The organism is Comamonas humi (assembly GCF_054782535.1).
In genome coordinates, this window is sequence record NZ_BAAGSH010000016.1 from 260755 (window position 1) to 282644 (window position 21890).

Below are 21890 nucleotides of genomic sequence, written 5' to 3' on the forward strand. Positions count from 1 at the left end.
GCGCGCTTCTGCGATAGTCGCGGGTTTGGTTGCATAGATTCATGATCCTGGAGGAGAAGCCATGCGTTTGACGCCCCGCCTTGCCCTGCCGCTGCTGGCGCTCGCCGCGGCATTGCCGCTGACCGGCGGCGCCGCCACTTTCCGCTGGTCGCGCGCTGCCGACATGTCGTCGTGGGACATCCACGCGCAGAACGTGGGGGTGAACAACTCGCTGCACCGCGCGGTCTACGAGGCCCTGGTCGAGTACAACAGCCAGACGCTCAAGCCAGAGCCGTCGCTGGCCAGCCAATGGCAGCGCATCAGCCCCACGCAGCTGCGCGTCACGCTGCGCCCCGGCGTCAAATTCAGCGACGGCTCGCCGCTCACCGCCGACGACGTGAAGTTCTCGCTCGAGCGGGCCAAGGCCAAGACCTCGGGCTTCGTGGTCTACACCCAGGGCATAGACCGCGTCGAGGTCGTCAACCTCGGCACCGTCGACATCTTCTCCGACATCCCCAACCCGGTGCTGGTCAACCAGCTCACCGAGCTGCGCATCATGAGCAAGCCCTGGGCCGAGCAGCACCAGTCGCTGCAGCCCAAGGACATCAAGTCCAAGGACGAGCCCTACGCCCACCGCCACGCGCTGGGCACCGGGCCCTTCGTGCTCAAGTCGTGGTCGCAGGACTCGCGCCTGGTGCTGGAGCAGAACCCGCAGTGGTGGGGCAAGGGCCGGTTCGGCGGCAACGTGACCGAGGTGGTGTACACGCCGCTCAAGTCCGACGCCACGCGCACCGCGGCGCTGCTGTCGGGCGAGATCGACTTCATCATCGACCCGAACATGAACGACCTGCCGCGCATCCGCCAGCAGCCGCGGCTGCAGGTGCTCGAGGCCGCGGCCGACCGCACCATGTTCCTCGGCATGGACCAGTTCCGCGACGAACTGCCCGGCTCCAACATCAAGGGCAAGAACCCGCTCAAGGACCAGCGCGTGCGCCGCGCGCTGTACCAGTCCATCGATATTGCCGCGATCCAGCGCGTGGCCATGCGCGGCCTGGCCCAGCCCACCGGCACGCTGATCGCCCACCATGTGAACGGCTGGACGAAACAGGCCGATGCGCGCCTGCCCTATGCGCCCGATGCCGCCAAGAAGCTGCTGGCCGACGCTGGCTATGCCGACGGCTTCGAGGTCGATTTCGCCTGCAGCGCCGGCCGCTACCCCGGCGACGAGGCGCTGTGCCAGTCCATCGCCGCGCAGTGGGCCAAGTTGGGCGTGAAGGCCAGGCTGCGCACGCTGCCGTTCGCCACCTACTTCCCGATGATCCAGCGCAACGAGGCCAGCATCTACCTGCTGGGCTGGTCGGTGCCCACCTTCGACGCCTACTACAGCCTGCAGGCGCTGATCCGCAGCCCCGGGGCGGGAGGCGACGGCAACTTCAACCTGGGCCGCTTCTCCGACCCGCAGCAGGATGCGATGATCGAGCGCATCAAGAAGGAGACCGACCTCAAGGTGCGCAACCAGCTGATCGAGAAGGTGCTGCTGCGCGACCACGAGGCCATCTCCCACATCCCGCTGTTCAATCTGATCACGCCTTGGGCCGCCACCAAGCAAGTGCAGATCCCGACCCGCGCCGACAACTACATCGACTGGCGCGCGCTGAAGGTGAATTGAGCAGGGCCAGGCTCTATCAAAAAATGAGCTGCTGGCGCTTGATGGCTGGTGATTTCAAAGTCAAATAACTCTGAATCCCATGCCAGACGAGCGCTGGCAGCTCATTTTTTTATGATGGGCATCCCGCAGGTATTCTCGCTACAGCAAGCTTCCAACCCCTGCGAGGAGACACACGCATGCAACCCAGCTTCCCCACCTTGCCGCGCCGCGCGCTGCTGCTGGCCGCCGCCGCCGTGCTGGCCGGCTGCGCCACCCAGACTGCCGCGCCGCCCAATCCGGCGCTGGCCACGCCAATTCGCCTGGTGACTTCGGGCGGCTTTGCCGAGGCGCACCAGCAGCTGTTCCCGCTGTTCGAAAAGCAGACCGGCGGCAAGGTCGAGTCGGCCTACGGCTCGTCGATGGGCGCATCGACCACCTCCATCCCGAACCGGCTGCAGCGCGGCGAGCCCATCGACGTGGTGGTGTTGGAGCGCGGCGCGCTCGACAAGCTCGTGGCCCAGGGCCAGGTGCGGCCCGGCAGCGAGGTAGACCTGGTGCGCTCGTCCATCGGCCTCGCGGTGCGCGCGGGCGCGCCGGTGCCCGACATCAGCACCGAGGCCAAGTTCAAACAGGTGCTGCTCGCGGCGCCGTCGATCGCCTACTCGGCCAGCGCCAGCGGCACCTTCTACGAAACGAAGATGCTCAAGCAGCTCGGCATCGAGGCCCAGGTGCTGCCCAAGAGCAAGAAGGTGGTGGGCGACCGCGTGGGCACCATCGTGGCGCGCGGCGATGCGGTGGTGGGCATGCAGCAGGTGAGCGAGCTGCTGCCGATCCCCGGCATCACCTTCGTGGGGCGTCTGCCCGATTCGGTGCAGAGCTACGCGGTGTTCTCGGCCGGCATTGCCACCGGGGCGAAGAACCCCGAGGGCGCGCGCGAGTTGCTGCGCTTCTACCAGTCGGCCGCGGCGCGGCCGGTGGTCGAGAAGACGGGGCTGGAGGTGATCGCGCCTAAGCCGTAGCGAGCTTTTGCACCGCCGCCCGCTCGCGCATGCGGGCGCTGTGCGCGGCCACGCGGGGGAACTCGGCGATGTCCACGCCGTCGCTCTTGAGCCAGCTGGCCACGGTGTAGAGGTAGCCGTCGGCCGTGCTGTACTGCTCGCCCAGCACCCAGGGGCCGTCGCCGAGGTAGTGCTGCTCGATCACGCCGAAGCACTCGCGCATGTTCTGCGGCACCTTGGCGCGCATCGCGGCCTGGGCGGCCTCGTCGTCGGCCCAGCGCGCGGCGCGCGGGCGGTGCGCGTGGGCAATGTGCGCGGTCGAGGCCAGGTAGGCGTTGAACTCCTGCATCTGCGCCAGCGCGAAGGGATCATCCAGCGGCGCGAGCCGGGCCTGCGGATAGGTCTGCGCCACATACAGCAGCAGCGCGGGCACCTCGGTCAGCACGCCGCGCGGCGTGACCAGCGCGGGCACGCGGCCCTTGGGGTTGACCGCCAGGTAGGCGGGGCTGCGCTGCTCGCCGGCGGCGAAGTCCAGCGTCTTCAGCGCGAAGTCGGCGCCGGCCTCGTGCAGTGCGATCAGCACGGCCTGGGCGCAGGTGCCTGGCACGTAGTACAGCGTGGTGGTCGGGGCGGTCATGCGGAAGCTCCTTTCGAATGAAATCGGCCTCTGGGCCAATGGGTATGAGCGCGAGCAGCTATGAAAATTGATAGTCTGGCGTACCGCCATGGATTGTGGCACGCCCGCCCGGCGGCCGCAGTCGCGGCGGGTACCATAGCCGCTTTGCATCCGGCGCCCCGCGCCCGCTCGATCTGTCCATGGCCAAGGAAAAAACCATCTACACCTGCTCCGAATGCGGCGGCACCAGCCCGCGCTGGCTGGGCAAATGCCCATCCTGCGGGGCCTGGAACACGCTGATCGAGTCGCTCTCCGAGCCCGCGGGCGGCGGCAAGAACCGGCTGAGCCAGGCCAGCTACGCCGGCTACGCGGGGCAGGCGCAGGCGGTGGTGCCGCTGGCCGCGATCGAGGCCACCGACGTGGCGCGCACGCCCTGCGGCATCGACGAGCTGGACCGCGTGCTCGGCGGCGGCGTGGTCGAGGGCGGCGTGGTGCTGATCGGCGGCGACCCGGGCATCGGCAAATCGACGCTGCTGCTGCAGGCGGTGGACGCGCTGCAGCGCCAGGGCCTGCCGGCGCTGTACGTGACCGGCGAGGAAAGCGGCGCGCAGGTGGCGCTGCGCTCGCGGCGCCTGGGTATCGAGGGCAGCCAGGTCAACGTGCTGGCCGAGATCCAGCTTGAGAAGATCCTCGCCACCAGCGAGAGCATGCAGCCGGCGGTGGTGGTGATCGACTCGATCCAGACCATGTACTCCGACCAGCTCAGCTCCGCGCCCGGCTCGGTGGCCCAGGTGCGCGAGTGCGCGGCCCATCTCACGCGCATGGCCAAGAGCACCGGCATCGCCGTGGTGCTGGTGGGCCACGTGACCAAGGAGGGCGCGCTGGCCGGCCCGCGCGTGCTCGAGCACATGGTGGACACGGTGCTCTACTTCGAGGGCGACACGCACAGCAGCTTCCGCCTGGTGCGCGCGATCAAGAACCGCTTCGGCGCGGTCAACGAGATCGGCGTGTTCGCGATGACGGAGAAGGGCCTCAAGGGCGTCTCCAACCCCAGCGCGATCTTCCTGAGCCAGCATGCCGAGCCGGTGCCCGGCAGCTGCGTGCTGGTTACGCTGGAGGGCTCGCGGCCGCTGCTGGTCGAGGTGCAGGCCCTGGTCGATGCCGGCGGCCCCAGCCCGCGCCGCCTGTCGGTGGGCCTGGACCGCGACCGCCTGGCCATGCTGCTGGCCGTGCTGCACCGCCACGCCGGCGTGGCCTGCGCCGACCAGGACGTGTTCGTCAACGCCGTGGGCGGCGTGCGCATCAGCGAGCCGGCGGCCGACCTGGCGGTGATGCTGTCCATCACCAGCAGCCTGCGCGGCAAGGCGCTGCCCAAGGGCTTCATCGCCTTCGGCGAAGTGGGCCTGGCCGGCGAGGTGCGCCCCGCGCCGCGCGGCCAGGAGCGGCTGAAGGAGGCCGCCAAGCTCGGCTTCACCGTCGCCGTGGTGCCCAAGGCCAATGCGCCCAAGAAGCCCATCGAGGGCCTGACCATCCACCCGGTCGAGCGGGTGGACGAGGCCATGCAGGTGGTGCGCGGGCTGGATTGAGGGGCTTGACGGAACCTTGAGGGCGCGCTGCCTACAGCAGGGCATCGACTGGAGACTGTTCGCTTGTCGCCTCCAGCGCCGCGTCAATTTCACGCCACCCAGAGAGGAGGCTCCGGAACCACTGGCTCACTCCGGCTCCAGGTTTGGTGGGCGTCGTGATAGCTGATTTTTCTATCGCATTTGAAACACTCATTGCGCTAAGATACCCTCGTTTACAAATATTTCAGGGGGCCGCATGTTCACTCCCGGTGTTGTCAGGTCGCTGGCATCGAACGCACCGTTCACGCTACGCCGCATGCGTGAACGCCTCGGCCGCCTCGCGCTCGTCCTGCTGCTCGCCACCGCCGTGCCTGCCTGGGCGGCGACGCTCGTCGTCACCAACGGCAACGACAGCGGCGCAGGCTCGCTGCGTGCGCAGATTGCGGCGGCGGCCAGCGGCGACACCATCGTGTTCGCCCCCGCGCTCGACGGTACGACCATCAGCCTGACGACGTTCAGCAACGATCTCTCCGCGGGCAGCACGCAGTTCGGCCCCTCGGCGTTTTTCATCACGGGCAGCCAGACGCTGACCATCGATGCCACGGCCAATGGCTTGACGCAAGGCGTCGTCATCGCGCGATCCAGCGTCGCGGGCACGGCCAAGTTCCGCCTGTTCGACGTGGGGGTGGGCAGCAGCCTGACGCTGCGCGGCGTGACCCTGAGCAACGGGTACGCCGAAGGCGGGTACGCCTCCAGCGGCGGCGGCGCGCTCGGTGCTGGCGGCGCGATCTTCAATCGGGGCACACTGGTGCTGGATCGCTGCACCTTGACTGGCAATACAGCCTTGGGCGGTCAAGGTGGCGCGTCCGCTGCCGGGAATGGCGGCGGCGGCGTCGGTGCAAACTCCTCCGGAAGCGGCGGTGGCCCGAATGGTGGAGCAGCGGGCGCGCACAGTGTTGTTGCCAATGCCGACGGCGGTGCGGGGGGAAATGGCGGTCTCGGCGGCGGCGGCGGTTGGGGCGGCTTGGTTCTCGTCTCCGGGAGCGGTAATGGCGGCAATGGCGGCAATGGCGGTTTCGGCGGCGGCGGCGGTTGGGGCGGTTACGTCGGTAGCCCCGGCACGCCCGGTGCCGGTGGAAACGGTGGCTTCGGCGGCGGCGCGGGGCCAGGCAGCCCCTATGGCATCCCTGGCTTCGGCGGCGGCAACCCCGGAGGCACGGCCACTGGGTACGGTGGCGCGGGTGCCGGCATGGGCGGGGCCATCTTCAACGATGCGGGCACCGTCACGCTGACCAACGTCACGCTGACCGCGAACACCGCCAACGGTGGCGCAAACGGGTACATACCTGCCGATCGCGGATCGGGCTACGGCGGCGCCATCTTCAACTATGCGGGTACGCTAACCCTGGATTTCGTCACCCTGTTCGGCAACAACGTCGCCGCAGGCGCGAGCGGTAGCGGCGGCACTGCCGATGGTGGCGCGATTTACAGCCTGGGGGACTCCGCCGCCGCGTGCAGTGCCGGGGGCAACACCTGCACCACCTCAGGCAATGCCAGACTGACGATGAACCACTCCATCGCCGCCAATAGCACCGCCGGGGTCAACGATGTGAGGACCGCCGCCATCCACGGCGGCAGCAGCACCGGCGGCGGCGCGGGCAACCGCGTCGGCTCGGCGGCCGACACCCTGCTGCTTTCCGCCTTGCCCGCAACGCTGACTGGCGGGATGGCCGATGTGATGATCCCGCAGGCGGGCAGCATTGCGATCAATGCGGAGCCGTGTTCGAGCGCCATCGACCAGCGCGGCATCGCCCGCCCGCAAGGCGCGGCCTGTGACGTCGGCGCAGTCGAGGTGGTTCCAGCCAATCAGGCTGCGCTCACGGCCATCGCCACGCCAGCCAGCATCGTCTTCAACGCCACCAGCGCGCTGAGTACGACCGGCGGCTCAGGCACCGGCGCGGTGAGCTATGCGGTGACCGCAGGCAACGCGTTCTGCGCAATCACCGGCAGCACGCTCACCGGCACGGGTGTAGGCACCTGCACCGTGACTGCGACCAAGGCCGCGGATGACAGCTACAACGCCACGTCCGCGACGGCGGATGTGACGGTGGGTCAAGCCGCAACCACGACGAGCCTCGGCCCGCCGGCCGCCATCGTGCTCGGGCAAACGGTGGACGTGAGCGCAGCAGTCGCAGTCCTTGCCCCCGGCGGCGGCACGCCGACCGGCACGATCACGATCAGAGATGGCGGCGTGGGCGCAGGCGACACCTGCACGATCACCCTGCCCGCCACCAGTTGCGCCTTGACCCCGAGCGCCGCCGGCAACCAGCCGCTGACCGCCACCTATTCGGGCGACACCAACTTCACATCCAGCAACGCGAGCGCCGCGCTGGCGGTGGGCACCCGCCCAACGGCCATCACGCTGGCGAACTCGCCCAATCCTTCCAGAGTGGGAGAGCCAGTCAACCTGATCGCCACCGTTACGCTGCTGCCAGCGGCAAGCGGCGCGGGCGAAAGCGCCAAGGCGGCGGCTATGCTCACCGGCAGCGTGACTTTCAGCGATGGCTCGACCGTGCTCGGCACCGTGCCGCTGGACGCCGATGGCACGGCAAGCTTGGTGACGTCGACATTGGCGCAGGGCAGCCACACGCTCACCGCGCGTTACTCGGGAAACGCCGGCGCAGCGGTGGCCAGCGTCACCGCAAGGCAGGACGTCGATGCGGCCTTGGTGGTGCCGGTGCCGGTGCCGGCCCGGTCCGTATGGATGCTGGCGCTGCTTGGGGCCCTGCTGGCCGGGCTGAGGGCAGCGATACATCGGCAGCGACCGCCCGTGACGGGCCGATGATTCGGTGTCCGTTCGACGGCGGACAGGTTGCTGAGTGGCCGGGTGGGGTGGACCCCGGCGCTGCCAGCGCCTACCATCGGCGCTCCAGGAGACACCCATGCAAGCATCGAATCCCGAAACCGGACCTGCGGCCTCCGCGCTGATCGACGAGCGCATCGCCGAACTGGGCGACTGGCGCGGCGCTACGTTGCGGCGCATGCGCGCGCTGATCCACGAGGCCGAGCCGCAGGTGGTGGAGGAGTGGAAGTGGCGCGGCACGCCGGTCTGGTCGCACGGCGGCATCCTATGCACCGGCGAGACCTATAAAGCGGTGGTGAAGCTGACCTTCGCCCACGGCGCCGCGCTGGACGACCCGGCCGGGCTCTTCAATGCCAGCCTGGACGGCAACACCCGGCGCGCGATCGATATCCGCGAGGGCGAGGAAGTCGACGCGGCGGCCTTCCAGGTGCTGGTGCGGGCGGCGGTGGCGCTGAATGCCTCCAAGGCGAAGGCGAAGCGTTCGAAGTAGGCGAACAGCCGGCCGGTGGCAGTCCCCTATTGATAGCGCCTGGCGCTCAAAAGAAAAGGGCTTCAGATATTTTCATATCTGAAGCCCTTTGGGCGATTGCGCTAGCAGCTATGGTTTTTGCTACCAGCCGCTAGCCTTAGCTTAGCTTAGAAGCGGCGGCGTACGGCCCAGGCGGCGCCGCCCATCAGCAGCGCCAGCAGGGTCAGCATCCAGCGGCTGTCCACCGGCACCGGCGTGGGGGCCGCTGCGGCTCCACGGACGGTGATGGTCACCGTGGCGGTGCTGCAGGTCTCGGCCCCGGCCTTGGCGGGGGTCCGCGCGACGCCCATCGAGCTTTCTGCGGAGCAGACCTCGTAGGTGAAGCTGTCCTCGCCCACGAAGCCCTGCTTGGGTGTGTAGGTGTAGCTGCCGTCGGGGTTCATGGTGACCGTGCCGTTGGCCGGGTCGCTGGTCTTGCGGAACGACGCGCCGGGGCCGTAGCTGTCATTCTCGGCCGCGTTGCCGCTAACCGGCTGGTTCACCGTGGTGCTGGCGCGGTCGTCCACGGCCTTGGGGCCGACGGTCACTGTCACCTCGGCCGTGGTGCAGCTGGGCTTGGGCGTGCTGCTGTCGCAGATCTCGTAGCTGAACTTGTCCTCGCCGCTGAAGCCCGGGTTGGGCGTGTAGGTGCAGCCCGAGGCATTGCAGGTCACGGTGCCGTTGGCCGGCGGTGCCGTGGGCTTGATCGAGTTCGGGTCGAGCGGCGCGCCGGCGCTGCTGTCGTTGGCGGCCACGTCGATGGTCACCGGCGTGTCGGGCGCCGTGGTGGCCTGGTCGGGCGTAGCCACGATCGTGCCGCCGGTCACCGTGATGTGCACGGTGGCTTCGCTGCACAGGTTCGGGTCGGTCTGCGGATCGGGCGGCAGGCAGACCTCGTAGGTGAAGCTGTCATCGCCCACGTAGTTCGGGTTCGGCGTGTAGGTGTAGCTGCCGTCCTCGTTCATGGTCACCGTGCCGTTGCGCGGGCCGCTCTTGCGCTTGAAGATCGAGCCCGGGCCGGCGGTGTCGTTGCTGGCAGCATTGCCGCTGACCGGCGTGTTCACCGGCGTGCCGATGTCGTCGTTCACGGCTGCGGGGCCGACCTTGACCGTCACCTCGCCGGTGGAGCAGTTCGGCGTGGGCTGGCTGCTGTCGCAGATCTCGTACTGGAACTTGTCCTCGCCGCTGAAGCCCGGGTTGGGCGTGTAGGTGCAGCCCGAGGCATCGCAGGTCACCGTGCCGTTGGCCGGCGGCGTCTTGGGCTTGAGCGAGTCAGGGTCGAGCGGGGTGCCGCTGCTGCTGTCATTGTCGGCCACGTCGATGTGCACCGGCTTGTCCTGCGGCGTGCTGGCGCTGTCCGGGCCGGCGCTGAGGTCGCCGCCGTCCACGGTGATGCGCACGGTGGCTTCGCTGCACAGGTTCGGGTCGGTCTGCGGATCGGGCGGCAGGCAGACTTCATAGGTGAAGCTGTCTTCGCCCACGAAGTTCTCGTCCGGCGTGTAGGTGTAGGTGCCGTCGGGGTTCACCGTCACCGTACCGTTGGTCGGGCCGCTCTTTTGCTGGAACGTCGATCCAGGGCCAAAGGCGTCGTTGCCGGCGAGGCTGCCGTCGACCGGCGTGTTCGCCGGCGTGCCGTTGCTGTCATCTACGGCCTTGGGGCCGACCTGCACCGTCACCTCGGCCGTGTCGCAGCTGGCCGTGGGGCTGCTGCTGTCGCAGATCTGGTAGCTGAACTTGTCCTCGCCGCTGAAGCCGGGCTTGGGCGTGTAGGTGCAGCCGTTGGCGTCGCAGGTCACGGTGCCGTTGGCGGGCTGGTCAACCACCTTGGTGGAGGCCTTGTCCAGCGGCGAGCCATCGCTGCTGTCGTTGCGAGCCACGTCGATGGCGATCGGCGTGTCGTGCGGCGTGCTGGCCGTGTCGGGTTCGGCGATCACATCGCCGCCGACGATGGTGATCTTCACCGTCGCGGTGGAGCAGAGTTCGCCCTCAGCCTTGGCCCGGGCCGCCAGCAGCAGGAGCGGGCCGGGCGAAGCCACGTCTGCGGGCATGCAGACTTCGTAGGTGAAGCTGTCCTCGCCGACGAAGTTCTCGTTGGGCGTGTAGGTGTAGGTGCCGTCCGCGTTCATCGTCACCGTGCCGTTGGCCGGATCGCTGGTCTTGGTGAACTGGGCGTCCGGGCCGTAGACGTCATTCGGGGTGACGCTGTCGTTCAGCGGCGTGTTCACCTTGGTCTTCTCTTCGTCGTCCACCGCCTTGGGGCCGACCTTGACGGTCACTGTCTCGGTCGCGCAGCTGGGCGTCGGGCTGTTGCTGTCGCAGATCTGGTAGGTGAAATCGTCGACGCCGCTGAAGTCCTCGTCGGGCGTGTAGGTGCAGCCGTTGGCATCGCAGGTCACGCTGCCGTGCGCGGGCTCGTCCTGGAGCTTGGTGGAGCTGCGGTCCAGCGCGGTGCCGCTGCTGCTGTCGTTGCCAACGACGTCGATGGTCACCGGCTCGCCATGCGGCGTGCTGGCCTGGTCCGGCGCGGTGGTGATCTCGCCGCCGTTGACGGTGATCTTCACCGTGGCGGTGTCGCACAGGTTGGGATCGTCCTGCGGGTCGGGCGGCAGGCAGACCTGGTAGGTGAAGCTGTCCTCGCCCACATAGTTCGGGTTGGGCGTATAGGTGTAGGTGCCGTCTTCATTCATGGTCACCGTGCCGTTGGCCGGGTTGCTCGTCGCCTTGAACACCGAGTCCGGCGCATAGACGTCATTGGTCGCCGCGTTGCCGTCCTTGGGCGTGTTCACCGGCGTGCTGGCGGTGTCGTCCTTGGCATCGGGGCCGACGACCACCGTCACTTCCTCGGTCTTGCACGAGGGCGTGGGCTGGTTGCTGTCGCAGATCTCGTACTGGAACCGGTCTTCGCCGCTGAAGCTGTCATCCGGCGTGTAGGTGCAGCCATTGGCGTCGCAGGTCACGGTGCCGTGGTTGGGGCCGCTCTTGAGCTTGGTCGAGTCGCGGTTCAGCGGCGAGCCATTGCTGGAGTCGTTGGCGGCCACGTCGATGGTCACCGGCGTGCGCGCCGGGGTGCTGGCGCTGTCGGGCTGGGTGACGATCTGGCCGCCCTCGACCTTGATCGTCACCGTGGCGGTGTCGCAGAGCTTGGGGTCGGTCTGCGGATCGGGCGGCAGGCAGACCTGGTAGCTGAAGCTGTCCTCGCCGACGAAGTTCGGGTTCGGCGTATAGGTGTAGCTGCCGTCCTCATTCATGGTCACCGTGCCGTTCTTGGGATCGCTCTGCTTGGTGAACTTCGAGCCCGAGGTGGACTTGTCGTTGGTGGCCGCATTGCCGTTGACAGCCTGGTTCACCGGCGTGGTCGCGCTGTCGTCCACCGCATCGGGGCCGACGGTGACCGTCACCTCGGCGGTGCTGCAGAACGGCGTGGGCTGCGTGTTGTCGCAGATCTCGTAGGTGAACTTGTCTTCGCCGCTGAAGCCTGGGTTGGGCGTGTAACGGCAGCCCGAGGCATCACCCTCGGCGCCGCAGACCACCGAGCCGTTGGCGGGCGGGTTCTTGGGCTTGATGGAGCTGGGGTCCAGCTCCGAGCCCAGGGCCGTGTCGTTGCCCGCGACATTGATGTCCACCGGCGATCCGCTCCTGGTCGTGGCGCTGTCCGGGTTGGCGGTCACCTGGACCCGCTGGTTCACGAAGGTGCAGGTGATGTCGTCCGCGGGCGTATAGGCGTTGGCGGGGATGGTGATCGTCGAGCCGTTGCGCGTGGTGCCCACATGCTCGCCGTTCGCATAGCTGCAAGTGCCCTCGGCCAGCACGAAGTCGGCCGGGCCGCCGGTTTCCGCCAGGTTGATCGCATCGCCATGGTGGCCCACCTGGTAGCGCTGCGAGGCGGCCGGGTTGCTGCCCGACGCGGTGGTCAGGCGGGTGCTGGCGCTTTGCTTGTTCGTGCCCAGATCGGCCGTGGTGGTGTTGTCGTTGCTGAAACCGAAGCTGCCGAAGCCATCGTTGGTCTGCTTTTGCAGCGTGACCGTCGCGCCCTTGACGGACCAAGCGAACTCCAGCCCGTCGCCAAAGGTCGTGGCCAGGCCTTCTGCATTCGCGGAGGTTCCATCCACATTGAAAATCAACTCCGTGATGCCGGTTCCATTGAACTGGACGCTGCCGCAGGCCGTGCCGTTTTCGAGGTTGCTCAGGGAGCAGGTGGCGGTTTCAGACGGATCCATGATGGGATTGCCGTTCTGGTAGATGACAGAACGCACGAATGAGGTACTGTCGACATAGAAGGGCAGATTCCCACTGAGCCGGGACAGGGTCACATTGCTGGGGGCCGAACCTGCCAGCCTCCAGAGGGTGCTGTTGGTGTAGCGATTCCTCCCTTGTCCCCCCTGGCCGCCTAGGCGGGCTACATGGAGTACAGGATTGTCCACCGGCCGGCTGAAGGTGACCATGATCTGCTTGGTTTCCAAGGCCGAATTATTGTTGTTGCCGAAGCAGACCGTCATTCCCAGCGCATCCAGGCCTGCCACTCCTGCTCCGTAGGGGTTGGTAAACCACTCCGGCTTGCGGCTGTCTAGCTTCGCAGTATTGTTATAGCCGGCATTGGAGTTCAAGCAGGTACTGCCCAACCAGCCACTGAATGTCACGGTAACGCCGGCAGCGGTGGCGTTGCCGCTACTACTGCTGGTGGTCCAGCGCCCGGTGGTGACCGCTGCGGCACTCAACCCGTACGCGAGCCCGAATAAAAATAACAAGCTTTTCAGAAGGAAAAGCACTCGAGAATAGAAAGAGGGATAGAACATTCAGATGCCGATCCTGCTGAGGTGTTTTGGATAACTCGGGCCGTGCGAATGTCGGCTTGCGGGCGCTCCCTCACCCGTACGCTGAATCGGTGGCCCGCACGCTGGCTGGCGGTGTGCGGGCTGTATGCAGGACCAGCCGATAGGGCCGGAGTGAGGGCATTTCTATTTTTTCATTGTTGGAAAAATATATTTACAACTCTGAATGAATAATTTATTTAAATGAATTTGAGGGTGCAGCGCCTGGGCGGCGGAAGCCGACGCAGGCAGGCGGCCCCGGCGCACCTGGTTGCCAGGGCGCGCCCCTTTCAAGCGGCGGTCCATGCCTGCTTTTGTTTGCTGCAAAAAACGTAGCGTTTTGCGCTTGTTACATATTGGTTTTGAATGCTTCTGAGCGGCAAAGGCAGATGTAACAAGCGCTGCCCGCTATGGTTTTGTATTTTTTGCGCCACATTCCGGCGTGCGGCGCTGCGCGCCTCGCGCAAGGGCCAGCGCTTACTGGTGGAAGACCACGCTTTCCGACAGCTCCGCGCGGCCCACGTCCAGCCGGTTGACGGTGGCCTGCGGGTCGCGGTGGCCGAAGGAGATGCCGAACAGCATCTTGTGGTCGTCGGCGATGCCGAGCACCGAGCGGATCGTGGGAGCGAACATGGCCAGCGAGGTCTGCGGGATGCCGGCCAGGCCGCGGGCGGCCAGCGACAGCAGGAAGGTCTGGCCGTACATGCCGATGTCGCCGGCCGTGCGCACGCTGTCGCCGAAGCTGGGCATGAACAGCAGCGCCACGTGCGGGGCGCCGAAGAAGCCGAAGTTCTTCAGCAGCTCCTCGCGCCGGCCGGCCTGGTCCTCGCGGGCGATCTCCAGCAGGTCGTAGTGGGCCTTGCCGCTGGCCTGCGCGCGCTCGGCGTGGGCGCCGGAGTAGGCGGCCATGTCGAAGGAGAAGTCGGGCTCGTATTCGCCCCGGGCCTCTGCGGCCAGGATGGCGGCGGCCAGCGCATCGCGCTTGGCGCCGGAGACGATGTGCACCTGCCAGGGCTGGGTGTTGCAGTTCGACGGCGCGTGCTGGGCGTCGCGCAGCACGGCCTGGATCTGGGCCGGCGCCACCGGGGTCGGCAGGAACTGGCGGGTGGCGCGGCGGTTGCGGACGATGTTTTCAAAGACGGTGGTTTCGGTCATGGCGGTATCCCAAAGAAGAATGTCCACAGCTTAATAACAACCAAAAATAAGATAAATGGACTAATATTGGCTTGTTTATGTATTGATGGTTGTGAATGCTGGACCGATTCCGCTCGATGGAGGTGTTCGTGGCCGCGGTGGACGCGGGCTCGTTTGCGGCGGCCGCCGAGCGGCTGGGCATGAGCGCGCAGATGGTGGCGCGCCACGTGCAGGCGCTGGAGCAGCGCCTCGGGGCCACGCTGCTGCAGCGCACCACGCGGCGCCAGAGCCTGACGGAGCTGGGCAGCCAGTACCACGAGCGCTGCGTGGTGGTGCTGAGCGAGGCGGCCGCCGCCGATGCGCTGGCGCTGGAGGCAAAGGCCGAGCCCCACGGGCAGTTGCGGGTGAGCGCGCCGCAGGAGTTCGGCGCGCAGTCGCTGGTGGATTTCGCGCTGCTCTTCATGGCCCGCTACCCGCGCGTGGCGGTGGACCTGCGCCTGTCCGACCAGCGGGTGAACCTGCTTGACGACGGGGTGGAGGCGGCGTTCCGCATCGGCGAGCCCGCGGTGGGCGAGAGCAGCAGCCTGGTGACGCGGCCGCTGCGCCGCTACCGCATGGTGGCCTGCGCGGCGCCCGCCTACCTGGAGCGGGCCGGCATGCCGCGGCAGCCGGCGGACCTGGCGGCGCACCAGTGCATTGGCTTCGTCTTCTGGAACCGCAAGGTCTTCAACGAGTGGGTGTTCACCCAGGGCGGGCAGGACTACCCGGTGCGCATCGATGGGCGGCTGCAGGTCAACAGCAGCCAGGCGCAACTGCGGGCGGCGCTGGCGGGCGGCGGCATCCTGCTGGGCGCCGAGGATCTGGTGCGCGCCGACCTGGAGGCCGGCCGGCTGGTGCGCGTGCTGCCCGGGTACGAGGGGCCGTCGCGGCCCATGCACCTGATCTATGTGGCGGACCGCCAGCGCACCGCCAAGCTGCGCTGCTTCGTCGAGGAGGCGGTGCAGGCGTTTGCAGAGGGGTAGCTATTGAAAAGGTAGCTTCTTGCGCTTGATGGATAAGGATTTCAGAGGTAAACCCGTCTGAAATAACGATGGGGAAAGCGCCAACAGCTATCAATATAGTGTTGGCGCTGGCCCGGCTCAGAACAGCACGCGGCAGCGGATCGTGCCCGGCACCTGGGTCAGCTTCTGCAGCGCCAGCGCGGACGATTGCGCATCGAGGTCGATCACCACGTAGCCTACCTTCTCGTCGGTGCGCAGGTACTGGCCGGCAATGTTGATGCCGTTGTCGGCAAACACGGTGTTGATGGCCGACAGCACGCCCGGCTGGTTGTGGTGCACGTGCAGGATGCGGTTCTGGCCGGGGTGGGCGGGCAGCGCCACCTCGGGGAAGTTGACGGCCGAGGTGGTCGTGCCGTTGTCGCTGTACTTGACGAGCTTTTCCGCCACCTCGAGGCCGATGTTGGCCTGCGCCTCCATCGTGGAGCCGCCGATGTGGGGCGTGAGGATCACGTTGTCCAGCCCGCGCAGCGGCGAGACGAACTCGTCCTTGTTGCTCTTGGGCTCGGTGGGGAAGACGTCGATCGCCGCGCCCAGCAGATGCTTCGCTGCCAGCGCCTCGGCCAGCGCGTCGATCTGCACCACGGTGCCGCGCGAGGCGTTGATGAGGATGGCGCCGGGCTTCATCGCGGCCAGCTCGTCGGGGCCGATCATCCATTGCGTGGACGGCAGCTCGGGCACGTGCAGGGTCACGATGTCGGCTTGGCGCAGCAACTCGGGCAGGTTCGCGGCCTGGCGCGCATTGCCCAGCGGCAGCTTGGTGACCACGTCGTGGAACAGCACCTGCATGCCCAGCGCCTCGGCCAGCACCGACAGCTGCGTGCCGATCGAGCCGTAGCCCACGATGCCCAGCGTCTTGCCGCGGATCTCGTAGGCGCTGTCGGCGCTCTTGAGCCAGCCGCCGCGGTGCGCCACGGCGTTCTTCTCGGGAATGCCGCGCAGCAGCAGGATGGCCTCGGCCAGCACGAGCTCGGCCACCGAGCGGGTGTTGGAGTAGGGCGCATTGAAGACGACGACGCCGCGCTCGCGGGCGGCGCCCAGGTCCACCTGGTTGGTGCCGATGCAGAAGCACCCCACGGCCACCAGCTTGTGGGCGGCGGCGAACACCTCCTCGGTGAGCTGGGTGCGCGAGCGGATGCCGACGAAGTGCGCATCGGCGATCTTGCTGCGCAGCTCCTCGCCCTCCAGCGCGCCGGTGAGCGCCTCCACGTTGGTGTAGCCCGCATCCCGCAGCACCTGCAGCGCGGACGGGTGGATGCCTTCGAGCAGCAGGAACTTGATCTTCGATTTGTCGAGCGAGGTCTTGGCCATGGTTGCGCTGTGCTGTGGTGTAGCAAACCATCATGGCCCAGAACCGATGCCACTAGCGTTTATCAGGTTGACACACGAATTTTTTGGGCGTGGTACAACCGGCAGCTTGTTTTTTCTCTGGGATTCCAGGCATGACCGAGCACCGTTCCCCGACCCTGTTTGACACCGTGCAGGCCGGCGACCTGCAGCTGTCCAACCGCATCGCCATGGCGCCGCTGACGCGCAACCGCTCGCCCGACGCGGTGCCGCGCGCCATGGCGGCCACCTACTATGCGCAGCGCGCCTCGGCCGGGCTGCTGGTCTCGGAAGGCACGGCGATCAGCCACGAGGGCCAGGGCTATTCGGACGTGCCGGGCCTCTACGGCACCGAGCAGCTCGACGGCTGGCGGCGCGTGACCGACGCCGTGCATGCGCAGGGCGGCCGCATCGCCTGCCAGCTCTGGCACGTGGGGCGCGTCTCGCACGTCAGCCTGCAGCCCGGCAGCGCGGCGCCGGTCGGGCCCTCGGCCATTGCGGCCCAGGCCAAGACCTATGTGATCGACCGCGGCACCGGGCAGGGCGGCTTTCTGCCCACCTCCACGCCGCGCGCGCTGGACGCCGGCGAGCTGCCCGGCATCGTCCATGCCTTTGCTGCCGCGGCGCGCAACGCGGTCGAGACGGCGGGCTTCGACGGCGTGGAAATCCACGCGGCCAACGGCTACCTGCTCGACCAGTTCATGAAGGACGGCGCCAACCAGCGCGACGACGACTACGGCGGCTCCATCGCCAACCGCGCCCGGCTGGCGCTGGAAGTGGCGCGCGCCGTGGCCGATGCGGTCGGCCCGGGCAAGGTGGGCATCCGCCTGTCGCCCGTCACGCCCGCCAACGGCGTGCACGACAGCGATCCGCAGCCGCTGTTCGAGCACGTGGTGCGCGGGCTGGCGCCGCTGGGGCTGGCCTTCGTGCACGTGATCGAGGGCGCCACCGGCGGCCCGCGCGAGGTCGAGGGCCGTCCCTTCGACTTTGCCGCGCTCAAGCAGGCCTACCGCGATGCGGGCGGCCGCGGCGCCTGGATGGTGAACAACGGCTACACCCGCGCGCTGGCGCAGCAGGCCGTGGCCAGCGGCTATGCCGACATGGTGGCCTTTGGCCGGCTCTACATCGCCAACCCCGACCTGGTCGAGCGGCTGCGCCACGACGCACCGCTGGCCAAGCCCGATACCGCCACCTTCTACGGCGGCGGCGAGGCAGGCTATACCGACTACCCCGCGCTGCAGCGCGCATAGCGTCTGCGCTCTTCCGGTGGTGGCCCCAGCCCTGACACGACGATTTGCTACAGTCGCGGCTATGTTGAAACCACTGTTGATACGGGCAGCGGTGCTGGCCGCAGCCCCGCTGGCGCTGGGCGGCTGCTCGCTCTGGCCCCTCAAGAAGGCTCCGGCCGCTCCGCCGGCGGCCCAGGTCGCCCAGGTCCCAGCCGCACCAGCATCGGCTGCCGCAGCCAAGGCCGAGGCTCCGGCCGCGCGCATCGCCCCTGCCGAGCTGCATGGCGTCTGGGAGTGCAGCTTCCAGATCCGCATGGGCGAGGACGTGGCCAACTTCACCTACACCGACCAGTTCCACAGCGACGGCAGCCTGCGCTCGCAGGCCTACCTGGTCTACGACATGCCCAGCACCCGCCAGCAGTACGCCTACGTGCTGCAGGGCGAGGGCCACTGGCGCATGCAAGACGGCACCATCACGCTGATCGTGCCCGAGGTGGTGCGGCAGGACCGCTCCAAGCAGAAGAACTCCGAGCTGCTCAAGGACAAGGACCTGGTGCCCGAGGACCTGAGCGACACCTGGACCGTGCAGGTGGCGCAGGGCCGCAAGATGCGCGTGCTGGTGGGCAGCCTGGCCGACGAGATGCTCTGCGAGAAGGAGTAGCGCCGCGACTCAAGCCTGCTTGAAGTCGTAGGCGAAGACCTCATCGGTCAGGTCTATGGCCGGGAATTCGTCCTTCTCGCCCCAGTAGTCCTGCGTGTGCTGCCACTCGCGGGTATTGCCGCTCTGGGGCATGAGGTGCATGTCGCGCATCAGGTAGCCGGGGTTGAAGTTGTCGGCGGCGATCCAGCTGCCCAGCGGCATGTCCTGCTCATGCGCGCGCAGGCGCGGCACCACCCGCGTGGCGCCCATGGCGTCCATGTGCCCCAGCAGCCGGCAGACGAAGTCCGCCACCATGTCGGCGCGCAGGGTCCAGCTGGCGCGGAAGTAGCCGAACACCCAGGCCAGGTTGGGCACGCCGGTGAACATCATGCCGCGGTAGGTCACGGTGCTGGCGAAGTCCAGCGGCCGGCCGTCGACGGTGAACGGAATGCCGCCCAGCACGCTGAGCCGAAAGCCCGTGGCGGCCACGACGATGTCGGCATCCAGCCGCGCGCCGGATTTCAGAGCGATGCCGTCCTGGGTGAAGCGCTCGATCTCGTCGGTCACCACGGTGGCATGGCCGTTGCGGATTTCCTCGAACAGGTCGCCGTCGGGGATGAAGGCCACGCGCTGCTGCCAGGGCCGGTAGCGCGGCGTGAAGTGGGGATCGAGCTCGCAGGCTCCATCGAGTTGTTTGCGCACGCCTTCGAGCAGCTCGGTGCGCACCACTTCGGGCTCCTCGCGCGAGCGCCGGTCGAAGAGGGCGCCGTCCATCAGCACCTTCTTGCGGACGATGGCGTGGATCCAGGCCGGGTCGATCTCGAGCCGGCGCAGCTCATTGGCCAGGTCGTTGGAGTTGCGGCCCGAGACGAAGAAGGTGGGCGAGCGCTGCAGCATGGTGACCTGGGCGCCCAGGCGCGCCAGCCCCGGCACCACCGTGGCCGCCGTGGCGCCCGAGCCGATGACGACCACGCGCTTGCCTTGCACGTCCAGGTCGTCGGGCCAGGTCTGGGCATGGATGAGCGGGCCCTGGAAGTCTTGCATGCCTGGCCATTCGGGCAGGTAGCCCTGGTCGTGCCGGTAGTAGCCCTGGCACATCCAGAGGAAGCGGGTGGTGAAGCGCAGCGGCTCGCCGGTGTCCAGCCGCGTGGCGTCCACGGTCCACAGGCTGTCGGCGGTGGACCAGGACGCGGCCGTGATCCGGTGGCGGTAGCGGATGTGGCGCGCCAGGTCGTTTTCCTCGATCACCTCGCCCATGTAGGAGAGGATTTCGGCGGCCGTGGCGATGGGCTTGCCCATCCATGGCTTGAAGCGGTAGCCGAAGGTATAGAGGTCGCTGTCCGAGCGCACGCCCGGGTAGCGGTGCGTGTGCCAGGTGCCGCCAAAGCTGGCCTGCGACTCGAGCACGACATAGCTTTTGTCCGGGCACTGGGTCTGCAGGTGGAAGGCCGAGCCCACGCCCGAGATGCCCGCGCCCACGATGAGCACGTCGAAGTGTTCCGTCCGCAGGGGCGCTTGCGCCAGGTCCTGGGTCGTGGTGGGTGCATTCATCGGAAGTCTCCTGGGGCGTGCTGCGGGGTGTCGAGGTGCTGTTCGAGCAGGCGCAGCAGCGCCTCGGGCTGCTCCATCATCACCAGGTGGCCGGCGTCGAGCTGTTCGTAGCGCGCGCCGGCGATGCCGGCCGCCAGCTCGCGGCAGTGCTCGGCCGGCACCAGCCGGTCGTGCTGCATGCCGATGACCAGGGTGGGCGCCTGGATGCGAGCCAGCTCGGCGCGGATGTCGATGGTGGCGTCCAGCTCGGCCTGGCGGTCGCCGCCAGCGGACAGCACGGTGGCGTAGCGGTCCAGCGCGGTGGCAATCAGCTCCGGCGGGTTGTGCCGGAAGAAGGCCGCGGACAGGCCATGGACCAGCAGCAGGCGCCCGAGCTGCCGCTTGTCGGTGCGCGACAGGCCGGCCCAGAGCTCGAACTGCAGCCGCATGCGCACATCGGTCCGGGCCCAGCCGCCCAGCAGCACCAGCCGGCGCACGCGCCCGGGCATCGCGGCCGCGGCGGCCGCGGCCACCACGGCGCCGAGCGAGTAGCCCACCAGGTCGAACGGCTCGTCGCCCGCCAGGCTGGCGGTGGCGCGCACCTGCTCGACCAGCGTGGCCAGCGCGATGGGGCCGCCGGGGTCTTCGGTCTGGCCCGCGCCGACCATGTCGAACGCCAGGCAGCGCCGCTTTTCCGACAGGCGCGGCAGCAGCGCGGCCCAGCCCGTCTCGGCGCTGGAGGAGGTGCCGTGGACGAGGATGGTGGGCCGGCCCTGGCCGGCATCGAGCACGCTGGTGGCAGCGCCGAGGCAATTCACATTCACACGTTGCATGGCAATCCTTGGACAGGGTTCAGGGAGGGGGGATGGGGGGCAGGCCCAGGTGGCCCAGCACCAGTTCGTACAGCACCTGGACCAGGGCCGCATGCTCGCGGGGGATGGGCGCCTGGCGGTTGTACATGCCGTTGAAGTGCGCGGCGCGGGCCGCATACACGCCGAACATCACGCGCTCTTCCCAGCCGGGGATGGCCGTCACCTCGGGGTAGCGGGCCAGCGTGGCCACCAGGCGGCGGGTGGCATCGTTGCCGAGCCGGCCCACCGGCTCCCAGGCCTCGGGGTCGACCAGGGCGCGGCGCAGCACGGCGCGGAACACGCCCTGGCTTTGCTGCTGTACCCGCACCGCCAGGTCGACGAAAGAACGGATCACCGCGTGGGGCGAGGCGTGCTCGGCGGTGACCTTGGCCAGCAGCTCATCCGTGTCCTGCCGGATGCGGTCGAAGCCGCGCTCCAGCACCGCCTGCACAAAGCCCTCGCGGTCGCCAAAGCGGAAATACAGCGCGCCGATGGAGGTTCCTGCGCGCTCGGCCACGGCCTGCATGGACAGGCCCTCGAAGCCATGGGCCTCGAAATGCGCCAGCCCCGCATCCAGCAGGGCGGCTTCCGTGGCCTGGCTGCGCGCCTGCAAGGCTTGCCGGCGCGGCTTGGCGGACGGGGCTGGGCGTTCCGGCATGGTGGGCTGCTAAATAGAATTGAATTTATGGTTTTATTCATTATGGGAGCGGGTGCCAGCGGCCACAAGCGGCGGTGTCGCCTGCATTACGGTGCCGTGCCGGCGGTGCCGCGCTGCAACCGATTGACAGGTACCGGCTTTGGTCCTACAACCGGTGCATACCCGCGGCGCAGTGCGGGCAGGAGTCGGCATGACGGACGTTCACAGCATCAATCTCGACAAGCTGCGCAATATCGTGCAAAAGTTTCAACACCGTGATTTCACCGCCGCGCAGGTGGCAGCCGATTACTGGGACAGTGCCAAGGGAGACGAATACGGCGGCCTGGTCACCACCAGCCGCCACATCCAGTTCGAACAACTGCTGCTGCGCAATGCGGCGCTGCTCGGCATCCAGCCGGTGCCCGGCGAGGCCGCGCTGGCCCCCAAGCGCTGGCATGTGGCGTGAGGTACTCCTGATTTAATAGCTATTGACGCTCTAT

16 protein-coding genes are annotated in these 21890 nt (G+C 67.9%); 9 read left to right on the forward strand and 7 right to left on the reverse strand.

What is annotated here, in order from left to right; all coding sequences use genetic code 11:
* Window positions 1-61: 61 nt before the first annotated feature.
* Window positions 62-1648, forward strand: coding sequence for an ABC transporter substrate-binding protein (locus tag ACYVKR_RS17075; RefSeq protein WP_460482138.1), 1587 nt, complete (start codon window positions 62-64; stop codon window positions 1646-1648).
* A gap of 176 nt (window positions 1649-1824) precedes the next feature.
* Window positions 1825-2646: a substrate-binding domain-containing protein gene (locus tag ACYVKR_RS17080; RefSeq protein WP_460482139.1), complete on the forward strand. Its 822-nt coding sequence runs from the start codon at window positions 1825-1827 to the stop codon at window positions 2644-2646.
* Here ACYVKR_RS17080 and ACYVKR_RS17085 read toward each other — a convergent pair.
* Window positions 2636-3262, reverse strand: a complete 627-nt coding sequence (locus ACYVKR_RS17085; RefSeq protein ID WP_460482140.1) for a glutathione S-transferase family protein — start codon at window positions 3260-3262, stop codon at window positions 2636-2638. The genes ACYVKR_RS17080 and ACYVKR_RS17085 overlap by 11 nt on opposite strands.
* Before the next feature lie 179 nt (window positions 3263-3441).
* Here ACYVKR_RS17085 and radA point away from each other — a divergent pair, with 179 nt between their 5' ends.
* From radA to ACYVKR_RS17100, 3 genes are all read left to right on the forward strand, one after another.
* Window positions 3442-4827, forward strand: a complete 1386-nt coding sequence (gene radA / locus ACYVKR_RS17090) for a DNA repair protein RadA (RefSeq protein WP_460482141.1) — start codon at window positions 3442-3444, stop codon at window positions 4825-4827.
* A 295-nt stretch (window positions 4828-5122) separates the two neighbouring features.
* On the forward strand, window positions 5123-7651 hold the full coding sequence (locus tag ACYVKR_RS17095; RefSeq protein WP_460482142.1) for an Ig-like domain repeat protein: 2529 nt from the start codon (window positions 5123-5125) through the stop codon (window positions 7649-7651).
* Between the two features lie 97 nt (window positions 7652-7748).
* Complete coding sequence (locus tag ACYVKR_RS17100) at window positions 7749-8159, forward strand: DUF1801 domain-containing protein (RefSeq protein WP_460482143.1); 411 nt, start codon at window positions 7749-7751, stop codon at window positions 8157-8159.
* A gap of 146 nt (window positions 8160-8305) precedes the next feature.
* Here the strand turns inward: ACYVKR_RS17100 and ACYVKR_RS17105 are convergent, their stop codons facing one another.
* Both ACYVKR_RS17105 and ACYVKR_RS17110 read right to left on the reverse strand, forming a co-directional pair.
* Window positions 8306-12697 (reverse strand): Ig-like domain-containing protein, encoded by a 4392-nt coding sequence (locus ACYVKR_RS17105; protein WP_460482144.1) that lies wholly within the window; start codon window positions 12695-12697, stop codon window positions 8306-8308.
* A gap of 765 nt (window positions 12698-13462) precedes the next feature.
* Window positions 13463-14140, reverse strand: a complete 678-nt coding sequence (locus tag ACYVKR_RS17110) for a nitroreductase (RefSeq protein WP_460482145.1) — start codon at window positions 14138-14140, stop codon at window positions 13463-13465.
* Window positions 14141-14235: 95 nt separating this feature from the next.
* Between ACYVKR_RS17110 and ACYVKR_RS17115 the strand changes: the two genes are divergently transcribed.
* Complete coding sequence (locus tag ACYVKR_RS17115; protein WP_460482146.1) at window positions 14236-15141, forward strand: LysR family transcriptional regulator; 906 nt, start codon at window positions 14236-14238, stop codon at window positions 15139-15141.
* Between the two features lie 117 nt (window positions 15142-15258).
* Here ACYVKR_RS17115 and serA read toward each other — a convergent pair whose 3' ends face one another.
* On the reverse strand, window positions 15259-16488 hold the full coding sequence (gene serA / locus ACYVKR_RS17120; protein ID WP_460482147.1) for a phosphoglycerate dehydrogenase: 1230 nt from the start codon (window positions 16486-16488) through the stop codon (window positions 15259-15261).
* 131 nt (window positions 16489-16619) lie between these two features.
* On the opposite strand from serA, the gene ACYVKR_RS17125 reads away from it, so the two are divergent.
* Window positions 16620-17753, forward strand: coding sequence for an alkene reductase (locus ACYVKR_RS17125; RefSeq protein ID WP_460482148.1), 1134 nt, complete (start codon window positions 16620-16622; stop codon window positions 17751-17753).
* A 61-nt stretch (window positions 17754-17814) separates the two neighbouring features.
* The gene (locus ACYVKR_RS17130) at window positions 17815-18393 is read left to right on the forward strand and encodes a hypothetical protein (RefSeq protein WP_460482149.1); all 579 of its coding nucleotides are present in this window, start codon (window positions 17815-17817) and stop codon (window positions 18391-18393) included.
* 9 nt (window positions 18394-18402) lie between these two features.
* Here ACYVKR_RS17130 and ACYVKR_RS17135 read toward each other — a convergent pair whose 3' ends face one another.
* Genes ACYVKR_RS17135 through ACYVKR_RS17145 form a run of 3 tightly spaced genes read right to left on the reverse strand, consistent with a single transcriptional unit; the run spans window position 18403 to window position 21411 of the window.
* The gene (locus tag ACYVKR_RS17135) at window positions 18403-19923 is read right to left on the reverse strand and encodes a flavin-containing monooxygenase (RefSeq protein ID WP_460482150.1); all 1521 of its coding nucleotides are present in this window, start codon (window positions 19921-19923) and stop codon (window positions 18403-18405) included.
* A complete protein-coding gene (locus ACYVKR_RS17140) occupies window positions 19920-20735 on the reverse strand; it encodes an alpha/beta fold hydrolase (protein ID WP_460482151.1) in 816 nt (271 codons plus the stop codon). Before ACYVKR_RS17140 ends, ACYVKR_RS17135 begins: the two co-directional genes overlap by 4 nt.
* A gap of 19 nt (window positions 20736-20754) precedes the next feature.
* Window positions 20755-21411, reverse strand: coding sequence for a TetR/AcrR family transcriptional regulator (locus ACYVKR_RS17145; RefSeq protein WP_460482152.1), 657 nt, complete (start codon window positions 21409-21411; stop codon window positions 20755-20757).
* Between the two features lie 190 nt (window positions 21412-21601).
* Here ACYVKR_RS17145 and ACYVKR_RS17150 point away from each other — a divergent pair, with 190 nt between their 5' ends.
* Window positions 21602-21856 carry a hypothetical protein gene (locus ACYVKR_RS17150; RefSeq protein ID WP_460482153.1) on the forward strand — a complete coding sequence of 85 codons (255 nt, stop codon included), beginning with the start codon at window positions 21602-21604 and terminating at the stop codon, window positions 21854-21856.
* Window positions 21857-21890 lie beyond the last annotated feature (34 nt).